Source organism: Anaerocolumna xylanovorans DSM 12503, assembly GCF_900143645.1.
GTDB classification, from domain to species: domain Bacteria; phylum Bacillota; class Clostridia; order Lachnospirales; family Lachnospiraceae; genus Anaerocolumna; species Anaerocolumna xylanovorans.
In genome coordinates this window covers 290,928-306,417 of sequence record NZ_FRFD01000010.1, presented here as the reverse complement: position 1 = coordinate 306,417, position 15,490 = coordinate 290,928, and the positions used below count along the sequence as shown (strand labels likewise).

General features: G+C 44.2%; 15 protein-coding genes. 14 read left to right on the top strand and 1 reads right to left on the bottom strand.

All coding sequences use genetic code 11. The annotated features are described in order from the left end of the window. The 13 genes from BUF11_RS24470 to BUF11_RS17750 form a co-directional block, all read left to right on the top strand. On the top strand, window positions 1–220 hold a 220-nt coding region (locus BUF11_RS24470), incomplete at its 5' end, for a hypothetical protein (protein WP_175562094.1). A 552-nt stretch (window positions 221–772) separates the two neighbouring features. Then, on the top strand, window positions 773–1,591 hold the full coding sequence (gene nifH, locus BUF11_RS17805; RefSeq protein WP_073590201.1) for a nitrogenase iron protein: 819 nt from the start codon (window positions 773–775) through the stop codon (window positions 1,589–1,591). Between the two features lie 15 nt (window positions 1,592–1,606). After that, on the top strand, window positions 1,607–1,930 hold the full coding sequence (locus BUF11_RS17800) for a P-II family nitrogen regulator (protein WP_073590200.1): 324 nt from the start codon (window positions 1,607–1,609) through the stop codon (window positions 1,928–1,930). Between the two features lie 18 nt (window positions 1,931–1,948). Further along, window positions 1,949–2,332, top strand: a complete 384-nt coding sequence (locus BUF11_RS17795; protein WP_073590199.1) for a P-II family nitrogen regulator — start codon at window positions 1,949–1,951, stop codon at window positions 2,330–2,332. A gap of 13 nt (window positions 2,333–2,345) precedes the next feature. Further along, the gene (locus tag BUF11_RS17790) at window positions 2,346–3,941 is read left to right on the top strand and encodes a nitrogenase component I subunit alpha (RefSeq protein WP_073590198.1); all 1,596 of its coding nucleotides are present in this window, start codon (window positions 2,346–2,348) and stop codon (window positions 3,939–3,941) included. Then, on the top strand, window positions 3,941–5,314 hold the full coding sequence (locus BUF11_RS17785; RefSeq protein WP_073590197.1) for a nitrogenase component 1: 1,374 nt from the start codon (window positions 3,941–3,943) through the stop codon (window positions 5,312–5,314). Before BUF11_RS17790 ends, BUF11_RS17785 begins: the two co-directional genes overlap by 1 nt. Before the next feature lie 118 nt (window positions 5,315–5,432). Further along, window positions 5,433–6,794, top strand: coding sequence for a nitrogenase iron-molybdenum cofactor biosynthesis protein NifE (gene nifE, locus BUF11_RS17780; protein WP_073590196.1), 1,362 nt, complete (start codon window positions 5,433–5,435; stop codon window positions 6,792–6,794). Then, a complete protein-coding gene (locus tag BUF11_RS17775) occupies window positions 6,791–9,433 on the top strand; it encodes a nitrogenase component 1 (protein ID WP_073590195.1) in 2,643 nt (880 codons plus the stop codon). Before nifE ends, BUF11_RS17775 begins: the two co-directional genes overlap by 4 nt. Before the next feature lie 15 nt (window positions 9,434–9,448). Then, on the top strand, window positions 9,449–9,757 hold the full coding sequence (locus tag BUF11_RS24465; protein ID WP_073590194.1) for a 2Fe-2S ferredoxin: 309 nt from the start codon (window positions 9,449–9,451) through the stop codon (window positions 9,755–9,757). A gap of 35 nt (window positions 9,758–9,792) precedes the next feature. Further along, complete coding sequence (locus tag BUF11_RS17765; protein WP_073590193.1) at window positions 9,793–10,785, top strand: homocitrate synthase/isopropylmalate synthase family protein; 993 nt, start codon at window positions 9,793–9,795, stop codon at window positions 10,783–10,785. Further along, window positions 10,769–11,587, top strand: a complete 819-nt coding sequence (locus BUF11_RS17760; RefSeq protein ID WP_073590192.1) for a beta/alpha barrel domain-containing protein — start codon at window positions 10,769–10,771, stop codon at window positions 11,585–11,587. Before BUF11_RS17765 ends, BUF11_RS17760 begins: the two co-directional genes overlap by 17 nt. 124 nt (window positions 11,588–11,711) lie before the next feature. Then, window positions 11,712–12,329, top strand: coding sequence for a Fe-only nitrogenase accessory AnfO family protein (locus tag BUF11_RS17755; protein WP_073590191.1), 618 nt, complete (start codon window positions 11,712–11,714; stop codon window positions 12,327–12,329). Between the two features lie 4 nt (window positions 12,330–12,333). Next, entirely contained in the window at window positions 12,334–13,332 is a 999-nt protein-coding gene (locus tag BUF11_RS17750; RefSeq protein WP_073590190.1) for a hypothetical protein, read from the top strand. Window positions 13,333–13,358: 26 nt separating this feature from the next. On the opposite strand, the gene BUF11_RS17745 is transcribed toward BUF11_RS17750, so the two are convergent. After that, complete coding sequence (locus BUF11_RS17745; RefSeq protein ID WP_073590189.1) at window positions 13,359–14,285, bottom strand: substrate-binding domain-containing protein; 927 nt, start codon at window positions 14,283–14,285, stop codon at window positions 13,359–13,361. Window positions 14,286–14,636: 351 nt separating this feature from the next. On the opposite strand from BUF11_RS17745, the gene modA reads away from it, so the two are divergent. Beyond that, window positions 14,637–15,467, top strand: coding sequence for a molybdate ABC transporter substrate-binding protein (gene modA, locus BUF11_RS24790; RefSeq protein WP_073590188.1), 831 nt, complete (start codon window positions 14,637–14,639; stop codon window positions 15,465–15,467). The last annotated feature ends 23 nt before the right edge of the window (window positions 15,468–15,490 follow it).

Below are 15,490 nucleotides of genomic sequence, written 5' to 3'. Positions count from 1 at the left end.
GCTTACGGCATTATACTTTGATGAGAATGGAAAAGCTATGGGTATGGCTGTTGCAAGCACATCAAATGTATATGCACCGGGATATACAGATACCGTAGTGCTGAAATATCCAATAAAGAGTCAGACCTGGAATTCATCCACCGGCCAGTATGACTACACATATAACAAACCAGTGTCATATCTGATATACACGAATGGTGCTTATGTGACATCCAATTAAGTAATGAAGATATATTTGATAGCCAGAGGAAAAGTCAAAGTTAAAAATGTTCTTTAGGTGGAAAAGAGAGGAAGTTTGTGTAAACTAGAGAACCGCCGTATACAGAACCGTATATATGGTGGTGTAAGAGGAATGTTTGATGGTGTAAATCACTGTCTGGCATTTCTCTTTTGTTGCATAAAAATGCTTGTTAAGACTTTACCCAAAATACAGATATAAAGCTCCATGAGCTTATAAGAAAGCGAAAGGGGATTTTTTTGACTATACCAGTTATAATGCATAAAAAGTGTTTTAAAACAAGAAGTTATGGCGGTATTTTAGCACAAAAATACCTACATACAATAATTGTCACAAAAGATGAATTAAAAACGAAGATTAATTATATAATTTGATGTATTGTGTCAAGGGACTTTTTCTATTATGATAATCCTAACATTTCACAATCATGTTGCAGAGGTTCAAGTGATCATATTCACAAAGAGGTGGCTTTTTAATCGGCGCTGTCAAGCGGATTAAAAAGCCATTTTGTTTTAAAGAAACGGAGGAATCATTATGAGACAGGTAGCGATTTACGGAAAAGGCGGAATCGGAAAGTCAACTACAACACAGAATCTTACAGCAGGTCTGGCGGATATTGGGAAGAAAATCATGATAGTCGGATGCGACCCCAAAGCAGACTCCACAAGACTGGTGCTTGGGGGACTTGCACAGAAAACAGTTCTTGATACCCTAAGAGACGAAGGGGATGATATTGAGCTTGAGGCGGTAATGAAGCAGGGGTTTATGGGAATCAAGGGAGTTGAGTCCGGTGGTCCGGAGCCCGGTGTTGGCTGCGCAGGACGCGGAATCATTACATCCATCAATCTCCTTGAGCAGCTGGGGGCCTATACGGATGACCTTGATTATGTATTCTACGATGTACTCGGCGATGTTGTCTGCGGCGGTTTTGCAATGCCGATACGTGAAGGGAAGGCACAGGAAATCTACATTGTATGTTCAGGGGAAATGATGGCTCTTTATGCAGCTAACAATATCTCAAAGGGTATTGCAAAATATGGAAAGACAGGAACCGTTCGTCTTGGCGGTCTGATTTGTAATTCCCGTAAGGTTGACAGAGAGGCTGATCTGGTTCAGGCAGTGGCAAAAAAACTTGGCACACAAATGATTCATTTCGTTCCGCGTGATAATGCAGTACAGAGGGCAGAAATCCATAAGAAAACAGTAATTGATTACAGCCCGGAGGAGCCACAGGCAGAGGAATACCGAGAGCTTGCAAGAAAGATAGAGGGCAATGACATGTTTGTTGTTCCAAAGCCAATGTCAATTGATGAGCTGGAAGAAATCCTTATGGAATACGGAATTATGGATTAAGAGGGGAGAGAGTTTATGCTGATAATAAGAGCTATCGTAAGACCCGAAAAAGCCGGGCAGGTAATGGTGGAGCTGGCTGAGGCAGGATTTGCTGCGGTTACCAAGATGGATGTCTTTGGAAGAGGAAGGCAAAAAGGAATTATGGTCGATGATTACTGCTATGATGAGATTCCGAAGGAAATGCTGCTGATTGTTTGTACGGACGAGGATAAGGATACCATTGTAAAAATTATTATGCGAACAGCAAGAACCGGCAATGGTAACTACGGAGACGGGCGTATATTTGTATCACAGGTGGAAGAAGCATACACGGTCAGCACTGGAAAAGCGGGTCTTTAAACGAAAGGCGGTATATATATGAAAGAAATCATGGCTTTTATTCGCCCGAATAAAGTAAATGCAACCAAACGGGCGTTGGCGGAAAATGGATTTCCTGCTTACAGCTGCCGTAAGTGCATGGGCAGAGGCAAGAAAATGATTGATCCCGAACTTCTGAAGCTTGTAATGGCTACCGGAGAACTGCCGATGGATTCCCAGGGAGAGGCACTTACCGAAGCAGTAAGGTTGATTCCAAAGAGGCTTTTTATCGTGATTGTTGATGATGATAAAGTGAAGGATGCGGTTGATATATTCATAAAGGCGAATCAGACAGGGCATCCCGGAGATGGAAAGATATTTGTTGCTCCCGTCATGGAATCATACCGGGTTAGAGACGGTGCAGCAACTACAGATGCGTATTAGGAGGTGTATATTTATGAATGAAAGAGATTTGTTGCTGGAAAAATACTCCTCCAGAGTCTTTAAAAACAGAAAGAGCCATATCACCCAGCTTGAGATGAGTGACGAGCAGGATACCATAACTGCTAATACCAGGGCCATTCCCGGTATCGCAACAGCAAGGGGCTGCTGTTATGCAGGGTGTAAAGGTGTTGTTGTAGGACCCATGAAGGATGCGGTCACGATTACCCACGGCCCGATCGGCTGTGCATTTTACAGCTGGGGAACCAGAAGAAATAAGGCAAAGACGGAAGAAGGCGGGAAAAATTTTATCCCTTATTCCTTCTGTACGGACATGCGGCCGACAGATATTGTATTTGGAGGAGAGAAGAAGTTGGAGGAAGGAATTGATGAGATCATGGCGATTTTCAATCCGAAATGTATCTTCATCTGTTCCACCTGTCCAATCGGACTGATCGGTGACGATGTTCAGGCAGTTGCGAGAGAAGTTGAGAAAAAATACGGTATCAAGGCAATCGGCTTCTCTTGTGAGGGGTACAAGGGCGTTTCACAGTCCTCGGGACATCATATTGCCAATAACGGCCTGATGAAGCAGGTTATTGGTACCGGTGATAAAAAGCCGATGGGCAAATATTCGCTGAATATTCTGGGTGAATACAATATCGGCGGTGATGGCTGGGAAGAAGAGAGAATACTTAAAAAGATCGGATATGAGATAGTATCAGTGTTTACCGGAGATGGAAGCTACGAAACCATGAAGAATGCCCATCTTGCGGATTTGAATCTGGTTATGTGCCACCGTTCCATCAATTATGTGGCACAGATGATGAAAACAAAATACGGCATAGACTGGCTGAAGGTTAATTTTATCGGCATCGGGGCAACCTGCAAAACTCTTCGGATGATCGCTGAGTACTTTCAGGATACTGAGCTTATTGCTAAAACAGAAGAGGTTATAGCACAAGAGCTGGAAGCAATTTCAGATGATATGGAATATTACCGGTCGATGTTAAAAGGCAAGACAGCAGGTATCTTTACCGGAGGTTCCCGTTCTCATCATTATCAGAGCCTTCTTAGAGACCTTGGAATCGAGACGATTATCGCCGGATATGAATTCGCTCACAGGGATGACTATGAAGGGCGGGACATCATTTCGGAGATAAAGCCGGATGCTGACAGCAAGAACATCGAAGAGATTGCTGTTTCCCGGGATGAAGAATTATATAAGGAGCGTTATAGTGGAGAGAAACTGGAGGAACTCAAGGAAAAAGGAATCGAGATTGATACCTATGACGGAATGTTTCCGGATATGAAAAAAGGGTATATGGTTGTCGATGACTACAATATGTTTGAAACGGATGAGCTGATTCAAACGATGAAACCTGACATCTTCTTTTCCGGAATTAAGGATAAATATTCGATCCAGAAGCAGGGAGTAGTGTCCAGACAGCTTCATTCCTATGATTATTCCGGTCCGTATGCAGGATTTAATGGTGCTGTCATATTCGGCCGTGATGTCACAATGAGTATTTATACCAAAGCCTGGGTGCTTACCACTCCTCCCTGGAAGACGGCAGCACTGCTTGGAGGAAGAATCGGAGGTGAAAATTAATGCTTGAGCTGACACCAAAAGAAATTATGGAAAACAGACATATCACCATTAATCCCTGTAAGACCTGTGAACCGGTCGGAGCAATGTTTTGTGCGCTTGGGGTTGAGAACTGCATGCCCCACAGCCATGGCTCTCAGGGCTGCTGCTCTTATCACAGAACCGTATTATCAAGACATTTTAAGGAACCAGCCATGGCTACCTCCAGCTCCTTTACCGAAGGAGCTTCCGTATTCGGAGGAAGAAGTAATCTGACAACGGCGGTAAAGAACATATTTGACATCTATGATCCGGATATTATAGCAATTCACACCACCTGCCTTTCCGAGACCATCGGTGATGATGTTGGAAATTATATTATGGATCTTGAGGTTTCCGATGATAAGACAGTTCTTTATGCAAGCACCCCTTCCTATGAAGGTTCCCATATCCAGGGCTTTTCAAATATGATGATCGGTATTATGAAGTATATGACACAAAAAGCCGCAGTTAAAAGCAACCGGGCTGCCATCTTCCCCGGCTGGGTCAATCCGGGAGATGACAGGGAATTAAAGCGCATTGCAGGGGTGATGGGTGTGGACTATATCTATTTCCCGGATCATGAAGGAATCCTGGAAACACCTATGACGGGCAAATATAAATATTTCCCCAAGGGAGCAGGAACCTCTGCGGCAGATATCAAGGCTCTCGGTACGGCGAAAAAGCTGATTGCCATGGGACATATCACAAGCAGTGAGCCTGCTGAATTCCTTGATAAACAATACAAGGTTCCGTTTTCGCTGATTCCCATGCCAATCGGTGTAAAGCTTACGGATAAGTATGTCATGGCACTTCGTGAAATATCCCACCAGGAGGTGCCGCAAACACTTGAAGACGAAAGAGGAAGACTGGTGGATCTAATGCTGGATTCCCATACCTATACCTACAATAAGACAGCTGCGATTTACGGAGACCCTGATATTGTATACAGCTTTACCTCACTTTGCATTGAAATGGGAATGATTCCAAAGTACGTGATTACAGGTACGCCGAAGGAGGAATTCACAAGACAGGTGTCAGCGCTCTTAAAAGAGCATGGAATCGATACAGGTAAATGTGTTATTAAAGCTGATACGGATCTGTTTTATCTTCATCAGCTGATTAAAAATGAGCCGGTGGATATTTTAATTGGAAGTTCTTATGGAAAGCAAATAGCAAAAGCGGAGAATATTCCAATCATTCGGATGGGATTTCCTGTGCTTGACCGTTATGGCAATACCATTCAACCTACGGTCGGATATGCCGGTGCAATACGCTATGTGGAGAAAATCACCTGCGCATTGATGGATAAAGTAGATGCAGAGGCCAAGGATGAGGATTTTGATGTTGTAATGTAATAAAGCAATAAGGCGGTTCCGGTAATCAAAACGAGGGTGTCTTAAAGTCTCGTAATCTTAAGAGACTTTTAGATACCCTCATGTAAGATAGCGATAAATGATGAAAGGAGTGTTCCAGATGGCCGAATTACAGCGAAAGAATGTCTTAGGGGAAAGGGAAAAATCCATTCTGACCAAGCAGGCAGGGGTCTGTTCCGGGACGGGAATGAAATGTGATACGGATTCTGTATCAGGTTCGGTAAGCCAGAGAGCTTGTGTGTACTGCGGCGCAAGAGTTGTGTTAAATCCGATTACAGATGCCTATCATATTATTCACGGGCCAATCGGATGCTCAAGTTATACATGGGATATACGCGGGAGCCTTACCAGCGGGGAAGACATCTATCGGAACAGTTTCTGTACAGATCTAAGGGAAACGGATGTAATATTCGGCGGAGCCTTAAAGCTTGAAAGTGCCATAGAAGAGCTGATGTCAAAAAATCATCCGAAACTTATTTTTGTATATTCCACCTGTATCGTGGGTGTCATCGGTGATGATGTGGACGCTATCTGCAGACATATGTCTGAAAAATATTCCATTCCGATGGTGCCCGTGAAATCCCCCGGATTTTCAGGAAACAAATCCACCGGGTACCGGATGGCCTGTGATGCGATCATGCAGGTCATAAGCCCGTACAAGACGGACAAACGAACGGGCGGGATCAATATCCTCGGGGATTATAATCTTGCAGGGGAAATGTGGATCATCAAGAATTATCTTGCCAAAATAGGCATCCCTGTGGTGGCGTCCTTTACAGGAGACGCAAGCTACGATGAAATGATCAAGGCACCTTCTGCTTCTCTGAATGTGGTTCAGTGCGCCGGTTCAAGTACCTATCTTGCCAATCGGATGGAAGAGGAGTTTGGTATTCCCTATATCAAGGTAAGCTTTTTCGGGATAGAGGATACGGCGAGTTCTCTCTTGAGGATTGCAGAAGCGCTTGGGAATGAGGAAGCAAGAGAGAAGGGAATCCGGTTCTGTGATAAGGAAACCGGTAAAATACAGGATTTCCTTAATATGTACAGGAGTAACCTGGAAGGAAAGAAAGCAGCTATCTATGTCGGCGGAGGCTTTAAAGCAATATCTCTGATCCGCCAGTTCGCTTTTCTGGGAATGAAGACGGTTGTCGTGGGAACACAGACCGGAAAAAAGGATGATTATGAAATAATCGAGAGCCTGGTAGATGAAGATACTATCATTTTGGATGATGCGAATCCTGCGGAGCTGGAGGCTTTCATGAAGGAAAAAGAAGCGGATATTCTGGTTGGAGGTGTAAAAGAGCGTCCGCTGGCCTATAAGTTAGGAATAGCATTCTGCGACCATAACCATGAGAGAAAGCATGCGCTGGCCGGCTTTGAGGGAGTCATCAATTTTACCAGGGAGATCAATGAGAGTATGAATAGCCCGGTATGGAGTTATATTAAGGAGTGTGGTCTATGAAAACAAAAATCAATTCTCTTGTTAGTCTTAATGTAAATCCATGTAAGATGTGTATGCCTATGGGGGCATCCACAGCATTTTACGGAATCAGCAAATGCATGACCATTCTTCACGGATCCCAGGGATGTGCCACTTATATCAGAAGACACATGGCGACACATTATAATGAGCCGGTGGATATTGCTTCTTCCTCCCTCACAGAGCAGGGAACAGTCTATGGCGGAGAAAAGAATCTAAAAATTGGTCTTACGAATCTGATCAGCCTGTATAACCCTGAGGTAATCGGGATCATGACCACCTGCCTTGCGGAGACCATTGGAGAGGACATTTCGGGAATCATTGAGAGGTTCCGGGAAGAAAATCCGCAATATAAAGACATTACATTGATTCCGGTTGCTTCTCCGGGATATGGGGGAACGCAGTATGAGGGCTATATGGCGGCATTGAATGCAATCGTAGGGAAGCTTGATATGAATACAGAGAAAAATGACAAGGTCAATGTGGTGCTGCCGCCACACAGTCCTGCGGATATCCGGTTTATAAAGAGTGCGTTCGTGCAATTCGGAATCGATGCAATCTTTTTAACGGACATTTCAAGTAACCTTGACGGAGGATATGACCCCAATTATTCAAGACTTCCCCGGGGAGGAACCGCAATTGGTGACATAAGAAAGATGGCAGGGGCAAAGCTGACCATAGAAATCACCGATGATACGACAACCCAGTCGCCGGCAAAGACGCTTTTCGGCAAATATGGGGTACCCTATCGGCAGATATTGTCACCCATGGGACTAAAGGCAACGGATGCATTTTACCGTCTGCTTTCAGAGGTGTCCGGTGTTACAATACCTGAAGGTCTTATGGAAGAGAGGGGGCGTTATCTGGACGGCATGATTGATTCACATAAATATAACAGCGCAGGAAGAGCCGTTATATTTGGAGAGCCGGAATTTGTAATCTCGGCAGTCAGGGTATGTTCTGAGAATGGAATCATGCCGGTGGTTGTGGCAACCGGAAGTGTCTTCCCTTCATTAAAGGATTATGTCGGGCAGGCAGTGGAGGATCTTGGCGTACGGTATTTTGTGGACGGCTATGCTATTATGGATGATGCGGATTTTAAGGAAATTGAGGAGGCTGCAGCCAGATATGGCGCAAATCTTATGATAGGAAATTCGGATGGGCGAAGAATTGAGGTGAATCTTAAAATTCCGCTGGTTCGCAGGGCATTTCCAATCCATGACCGTGTGGGCGGACAAAGGCTGCGGATGCTTGGTTATGAAGGAACCCAGACATTTCTTGATGAAATAACGAACGCACTGCTCAAAGTAACGGAGACGACGTTCCGTGAAGAGATTTATGATGAATATTATAAAGGGAGCGGAATTGACAAAAACAAGAAAATGGTGGAGGATAAATACATATCGGATGATATGGTGAAAAAAACAATGGAGCACCCCTGCTATAATTGTGCAGGACACAAATATGCAAGGATCCATCTGCCGGTAGCACCATCCTGCAATGTTCAGTGTAATTACTGTGTAAGAAAGTTTGACTGTCCCAATGAGAGCCGTCCTGGGGTTACCAGTTCTATTCTGACACCGGAAGAGGCACTGGAGCGGTATAAAACAGTGAAAGCTAAGCTGCCGAACCTTACGGTTGTGGGAATTGCCGGTCCGGGAGATTCGCTGGCGGAAAATTATCCGCAGGTGAAACGTACGATTGAACTGATTCGGGAATATGACAGGGATGTAACCTTCTGCTTATCAACCAACGGACTGATGCTTCCATTCTATGCAAATGAGCTGGCGGACCTTGGCGTGACGCATATTACCGTGACAATGAGTGCTGTTGATCCCAAAATCAGCGGAAAGATATATAAGTACGTCAGCTATATGGGCGGAATCTATGAGGGAGATGCGGCCGGAGCAATTATGATATCCAATCAGATGTCGGGACTTCGGATGCTGCTTGCAGCAGGAGTAATCTGCAAGGTGAATATCGTGACGCTCAAGGGAATTAATGAGCATCATATTCCGGAAGTAGTACAGACCTGCAAGGATATGGGAGTGTATATAACGAATATTATGCAAATGGTCCCGGTGAAAGGAAGTGCTTTCGAAAACCTTCCGATGGTGAGCAATCTTGAGATCGGGAAGTTAAGAACAGAGTGCGGAACAATCATGAAGCAGATGCTTCATTGCAGGCAGTGCCGTGCGGATGCCATTGGAACCCTTGATAATGATATTTCTGTTGACCTTGCCGGTTTTGCTCCGGAAGAGAAAGGAAATAAGGATAAGGGAAAGAAGCATATGTTATTTGCTGTGGCGTCTAAGAGCGGGATTAATGTGGATCTGCATTTTGGCCATGCAAGGGAACTTTATATCTATGAATATACGGACGGTGATGTCCGTTTTCTGGAAAAACGTGATGTAGAAAAGTACTGTTCCGGCAATGCTTATTGCAGTGAGCAGGACGATAAAATTGCAAAGATGCTCAATGCGCTAAGTGACTGTAACGGTGTCATAGCCATGAGAATCGGTGAATCTCCGAAGCATAAGCTGGAGGATAAGGGGATATTTTCATGGTCTACCTTTGATAAAATCGAAAATGCTATTATGAATGCTGCAAAACAGGTATAAAAGGAGGAAGGATTTATGGTTCAGCCAAAATATCATGTATTTATCTGCACGAGCTGCAGAATCAATGGCCAGCAGAAAGGTTACTGCTTTCAACAGGGGAGTACCAGTCTTGTTCAGGCATTCATGCAGGAGATTGAAGACCGGGATCTGTCAGGGGAGGTTGTCCTGAATAATACCGGGTGCTTTGGTATCTGCGAAAAGGGACCGGTTGTGGTTGTTTACCCGGAGGGAGTCTGGTACAAAAATGTTGCACAGGAGGATGTCGGGAGGATATTTGACGAGCATTTTGAGGGTGGTAAGCCGGTGAAAGATCTAATGATCTGATCAAGCTTCATGAGGAAGAAATCGGAGGTATATCTATGATAAGAATTATAGATGCGACACTAAGCCGACTTGATGACTATAATTTGACCCGGGATGAGATATACTGTTTCATTGAACTCATGGGAGAGATCGGCGTCAAGGATATCCAGCTTTCCGTTAATGTGTATTATACAATGGATGGAGAGCTTCCGGAGGGCTTCCATTATTATCTTGAGGTGGACACATCCGCCTATATCAAAGGAATATATCCGGAGAAGGATGAGAATATCAAGCTGTATTTTACTCCAAAGCAATGTAAGAATGACAAGGAGGTGCCTTATTATCAGATTAACAGCCTGGAGGACAATACCAGGTATGAATTGCCGGATAACAGGAAGCTGATGAAGGTAATCGGACTTGATAACCTTATCCTTGGCGGTTGCGTGGCGGGGATGGAGGCGCTGAAAAAGAAATTCTGTTTCGAACGATTGATTCTGTGTCCGGAGAATACCTATCATTGTGCGACAGCCATAGCCTCTTTGTTCCTGCAATATAAGGGGTATGCAGTGCTGACAAGCATGATGGGAATAGGAGAATATGCTGCTACAGAGCAGCTGATTATGTCATTGCATGTTATGGACAGATATATGGTCAGCAGAAGCTTCCGGGGTTTCCTTGATTTGCGCGAATGGCTGGAAAATGTGTTGGGAGGAACGATATCTCCGATAGCACCGGTTCTGGGAAGAAAGATTTTCTATGTGGAATCCGGTGTGCATGTGGATGGAATATTAAAAAAGCCAACGAATTATGAGCCATATGAACCTGAATTGGTAGGTCTTCAAAGAGAAGTGACACTTGGAAAGCATTCCGGAAGAAATTCTATCCGCTACAAGATAGAAAAATTAAAACCGGGAAGTATCGCACTGGAACGAATCGATGAGATTCTGGAGGATGTGAAATCGATGTGCAGAATAACCGGGGAGGCCGTTTCAGAAGATGACTTCATTAAAATTATAGAAAGGTATGAGCGTAATGAAAGAAACACTTAAGATTGTGGACACGACATTACGTGATGGCGAACAATGTTCAGGAGCCATCTTTCTTCCGGAGGAAAAGGTCAAACTTGCCTTGCTTCTTGACCAGATTGGTGTATATGAGATAGAAGTGGGGATTTATGACAGAAGAACGGAAGGGCGGGAATATCTGTCCCGGATTATGAGTAAGAAAAAGCAGGCAAAAATATCAATCTGGTCGAGGCTGAATCCGAAGGATGTCATGGAGGCCTGTCATCAGAAACCGGATATCGTGCATATTGCAGCTCCCGTCAGCTATGTGCAAATCTACTCTAAGCTAAATAAGAATAAAGCATGGGTCGAAAAGCAGCTTGCAGAATGCATGGAGATATCCAACAATTTTCATGTGGATGTAACGCTTGGATTCGAGGATGCTTCCAGGGCGGATATCGGATTTATGATAAAGCTGGCTGTCATGGCGGAGAAGCTCGGGGTAAAAACCGTCAGGCTTGCAGATACGGTTGGGATTTTTACTCCGGTCAGGGCCGGTAATCTTGTTGCTGAGATTAGGTCGCATTGCGGGGTGGCAATCGAAGCCCATGAACATAATGATTTTGGGATGGCGGTTGCCAATTCGCTGGAAATGGCAAACAGGGGAGCAGCTTTCATTGACTGTACCTTATTTGGAATTGGAGAACGCGCCGGTAACTGCAATATGTATCAATTTGTGCATGCCTGTGAATCAGGATTTCAGACAGGAATTGAAAAAAAGAAGATTTTACTATGCATGGAGCAGCTAAAAGTTATGCTGAAGCCCTCCTTTGAAAACTTTGTATAAGAGAACATGATTTGCAGTCTTTGGAAAGGTCTGGGGATTAGGTTGAAAAAACAAAAGTATTGTTTTTTCAACTGCCAATTAACGAATATCCAATCAAAGATTGAATATTCAGGAAAGAGGTAAAATGGAGAAAGCGGCGGTTTTTTACGATAAGGATAAGAAAATGGCTGAATTCTATCAATGTTCAGGGTATTCGATTTTTGGATTAGAGCAGGATGAATTAAAGGAGATAGGAGAAGCTGTGTTTGAACCGGTAGCACCGTCCTCACCGGCTGCTATTCGGGCAAGGGTAAATGAACTGATTGCAGGACTGGGAGATTGTAAAACAGCAGCGTTTGGTAATATTTCCGGAATTCCCTATTCAGCCTTTGATATGGCTGGATTTTGTATTTTCCAGCTGGGGGATAATACCAGGGAAGGCATAAAAGGATTATTGAAAGACCTGCAGCAATTCAAGGAGAAGCAAAGTAAGGCTTCACAGGCAAAAGTAGCACCGGAGGAGACTGATGTGGAAGGAGTCTACCGTTTTGACTTGATTAAGGCACAGGAAGCGAATCCGGAATTGAGCTCTAAAAAAGCGTTGCTTCCTTTCTTTGAGTTGACACCCTTTATGGAGCTTGAGCTGACCTGTGCACATATACCGCCGTGGCTGGAACGGGATGAAAGATTCCTTATAAGGGTGGAGAAGGCGGTAGCCGGCCAATTGGTGCTGATCACTCATAGACAGTGCGAAGGAGGTTGATTGCATGATGAACTATATGGTAGTGGATGATAATCATATCCAGGTTGCAAACGGGATATTCGGGGATGTAACCTCGTTTCAGACGTATCCTTCCGGAGAGCTGGAGAGCCTTAAGCTGGAAGGGAAAAACATGGTTGTAACTCATGCCGGAGAGCTTGTTCCGGCATTTACAGAGACGCCGAGGAGGAAGAATGCCCCCTCGGTTGAATTTTATAAGAATGGAATGATCAAAGCTGTGATGGTAGAGGAACAGTCAGAGGTAATGACACCCATTGGAGATATTCCGGCAGAGAAGATTACGTTTTATCCTACCGGAGAGGTACACAGGGTTTTTATTACGGATGGGAAAATCAGCGGGTTCTGGACAGAGGAAGAGGAAAAAGCTTATAACATACCGCTGACCTTTGAATTTGATTTTGCGGCTTTTACGGCATATCTTTCGGCGGTGAATTTCTATGAGAACGGAGCCATAAAGAGCATTACTCTGTACCCGGGGGGAAAAGTATTGATAAGCACTCCGGTGGGCGAGATGGAAACGGTGATCGGATTTTCTTTGTACGAATCGGGGGAGCTGGAGTCAGTGGAGCCGGCGGCCCCTGTTCTGGTGGAAACGCCAATCGGGCGCTTATCGGTGCATGACGCCAATGCATACGGTGTTCATGCTGACTCTAATTCGGTAAAATTTAATACGGAGGGAAAGCTCTTGTCCGTAAAAACGGAGGAAAACAAGATAATAGCACAATCGGATCAGGAATATGAGATATGGAAACCGGCATGGAAACCGCATCCTTTATACGACGATGAATTAATTGCGGAGGCAATGCAGATCAGCTTCGACTGGGAGCGGAATACAGTAACCTTCCTTTCGGAACAGGAAGCAACCTATCCCATCCATGGAACCAGATTTGTTGTGGGAAAGGCAGATACCGGACAGACGGGCTGCACCCCTGCAAATTGTGCGTCGTGTTCCCTTTGCGGAAGCAGAAACAGCACGATGAAATAAGGGGGAGAGCCCCTTAAAGAGGCCGCTTAAAGCAGCCTCTTTCCCATATCGGTTATGTCATAAAGACCTATGGCATTGATCTCATCGGCGAATTCCCTGGAATTGAGTACTTTAATCAGGGTATTGATTTCCGGACGGTTGATATCAGCTTCTTTGATAACAATGTCATACTGTTCGTCACGCAGAAACAGAAAATCAATACTGGGCATCTGGAGTGCCGTGCCTTTGCTGCCAATGGCACAGTCGGCGCCCCCTTTTGCAACGATTGCCGCAGCAGCCAGATGGGAGCTGACTGCCTTATTATAACCCTTGACCAGGGAGGGGGTGATGTTGTGGGACAGCAGAAGGGAATCGGTAAGAATTCGGATACCGCTTCCTTTTTCGCGGTTTGCGATATGAATGTCCTCCCGGGAAAAGTCTTCAATAGAACAAATATTCTTCGGATTGCCCTTGGCAATATAAAAACCGATGGGCCTGTTTAACACATGGTAGACATGAACTTTTTCTCCCGGAATCAGAGAACTGATATAGGGAAGGTTATAGGAGTTGGTTTTATAATCCCAGATGTGTGCGGATGCGACAGATACCTCGTCCTTATACAAAGAGAGAAGTCCGTTGTAGCTTCCTTCATAGGAACGGATGAAGCGGGCGGATCTGCAGAGGGTATGCGCCGATGAGCACAGCATATCCAGGACGATATCCTGACCACACACAATAATGTCCTCGGTTCGGCCACCGGAATAATCGGTGGACGGGGATTTGACATAATCATAATCTTCAGTTCTGTTATTGCCGGGAGTGATCAGATGGTTTAGATCGCTTTCTGTAATGCGAAGCTGTTTGCCCATCTTTGTGGCCTTCAAAGTACCGCGTTTGATCATTTCGTAAACGGTATTCTTTTTTATTTTTAAAATCTCTGCCGCTTCCAGCGGTGTATAAAGCTTTTCGTTCATTTTCATCACCTGTTTCCCAATATTGAATGATATGCATTATAACAGACATGAAAGAATAAGTCTATATTATATGTGAAGAAACGTAAAAAAACATAATAAAACGTGAATACATGTATTATAACATAATAAAACATAACAATCACTGAATGAAATTGTACAAATATGTATTAAAAAATATGAATTAATATTGAAAATGCTGAAAATAACAAAGGATATTGACAATAATCAATTAATTATATATTCTGTAAAACATAACACAAAACAATGATCAACAACAAGACATTACTAAACATAATAAAACATAACAAAACGCAAAATGTAATGTTTTGAATTCAGAGGAGGAAAAAAATTATGAAAGAGAATGTTATGAAACGGGTACTGGTCGTGATCCTTGCGGGAATAATGTTATTTACCACGGCATGTAAAAAGGCGGATACCCAGCCGGCAGCGGATGAGGGCATTATAAGTTTTGAAGATGTCAACACCGACAAAGTGAATCTGATAGCCTTAGGCAATTCCGATGTTCCGGTCGGACAGTATTCCCAGGAGATTTTTGAAAACCTTAGTCTCTGGGAGGGCATTCAGAGCAAGATTTCCTTTGGTGCCAATGTGAAAGAGGTGCTGTCACAGGTAGAGGAAGCTTCCGTAGACTGCGGTGTTGTATATGCAACGGATGCTGCAACAGCAACTGATATCAAGGTGGTTTGTGAGGCTCCGGAAGGTTCCTTAAAAACTCCGGTGGTATATCCGGTGGCAATGCTTTCAGAGACAAAATATCCGGATGCTGCAAAGACGTTCCTGAACTATCTCATGACGGAAACTGCACTTTCAGAATTCACAAAAGTTGGTTTTACTGTGGCGATTGATACTCCGGCAACAGAAACGGAATATACGGGAAAGACATGCACACTGAATGTATTTGCAGCTGCGAGTCTTACAGAAGCACTTCAGACGATACAGACAGCCTTTGAAGCAAAATATCCTGATATCAGGCTGGTGTTCAGCTTTGATTCAAGCGGTACGCTTCAGACCCAGATTGAGTCCGGAGCCGAGGCGGATATCTTCTTCTCGGCTGCGGCAAAGCAGATGTCAGCGCTTAGCAAAGAGGGCTATATTGCAGATGATACAAAGGCTGACCTTCTGGAAAACAAGGTCGTGCTGATTGTTCCTGCACGGCAATAGATAAACAAAGGAATCAAAAGAAA

What these genes read in the sequence shown, in the direction of transcription:
- nifH (WP_073590201.1), top strand. Translation starts at nt 773, where the DNA reads ATGAGACAGGTAGCGATTTACGGAAAAGGCGGAATCGGAAAGTCAACT.
- BUF11_RS17800 (WP_073590200.1), top strand. Translation starts at nt 1,607, where the DNA reads ATGCTGATAATAAGAGCTATCGTAAGACCCGAAAAAGCCGGGCAGGTA.
- BUF11_RS17795 (WP_073590199.1), top strand. Translation starts at nt 1,949, where the DNA reads ATGAAAGAAATCATGGCTTTTATTCGCCCGAATAAAGTAAATGCAACC.
- BUF11_RS17790 (WP_073590198.1), top strand. Translation starts at nt 2,346, where the DNA reads ATGAATGAAAGAGATTTGTTGCTGGAAAAATACTCCTCCAGAGTCTTT.
- BUF11_RS17785 (WP_073590197.1), top strand. Translation starts at nt 3,941, where the DNA reads ATGCTTGAGCTGACACCAAAAGAAATTATGGAAAACAGACATATCACC.
- nifE (WP_073590196.1), top strand. Translation starts at nt 5,433, where the DNA reads ATGGCCGAATTACAGCGAAAGAATGTCTTAGGGGAAAGGGAAAAATCC.
- BUF11_RS17775 (WP_073590195.1), top strand. Translation starts at nt 6,791, where the DNA reads ATGAAAACAAAAATCAATTCTCTTGTTAGTCTTAATGTAAATCCATGT.
- BUF11_RS24465 (WP_073590194.1), top strand. Translation starts at nt 9,449, where the DNA reads ATGGTTCAGCCAAAATATCATGTATTTATCTGCACGAGCTGCAGAATC.
- BUF11_RS17765 (WP_073590193.1), top strand. Translation starts at nt 9,793, where the DNA reads ATGATAAGAATTATAGATGCGACACTAAGCCGACTTGATGACTATAAT.
- BUF11_RS17760 (WP_073590192.1), top strand. Translation starts at nt 10,769, where the DNA reads ATGAAAGAAACACTTAAGATTGTGGACACGACATTACGTGATGGCGAA.
- BUF11_RS17755 (WP_073590191.1), top strand. Translation starts at nt 11,712, where the DNA reads ATGGAGAAAGCGGCGGTTTTTTACGATAAGGATAAGAAAATGGCTGAA.
- BUF11_RS17750 (WP_073590190.1), top strand. Translation starts at nt 12,334, where the DNA reads ATGATGAACTATATGGTAGTGGATGATAATCATATCCAGGTTGCAAAC.
- BUF11_RS17745 (WP_073590189.1), bottom strand. Translation starts at nt 14,285, where the DNA reads ATGAACGAAAAGCTTTATACACCGCTGGAAGCGGCAGAGATTTTAAAA.
- modA (WP_073590188.1), top strand. Translation starts at nt 14,637, where the DNA reads ATGAAAGAGAATGTTATGAAACGGGTACTGGTCGTGATCCTTGCGGGA.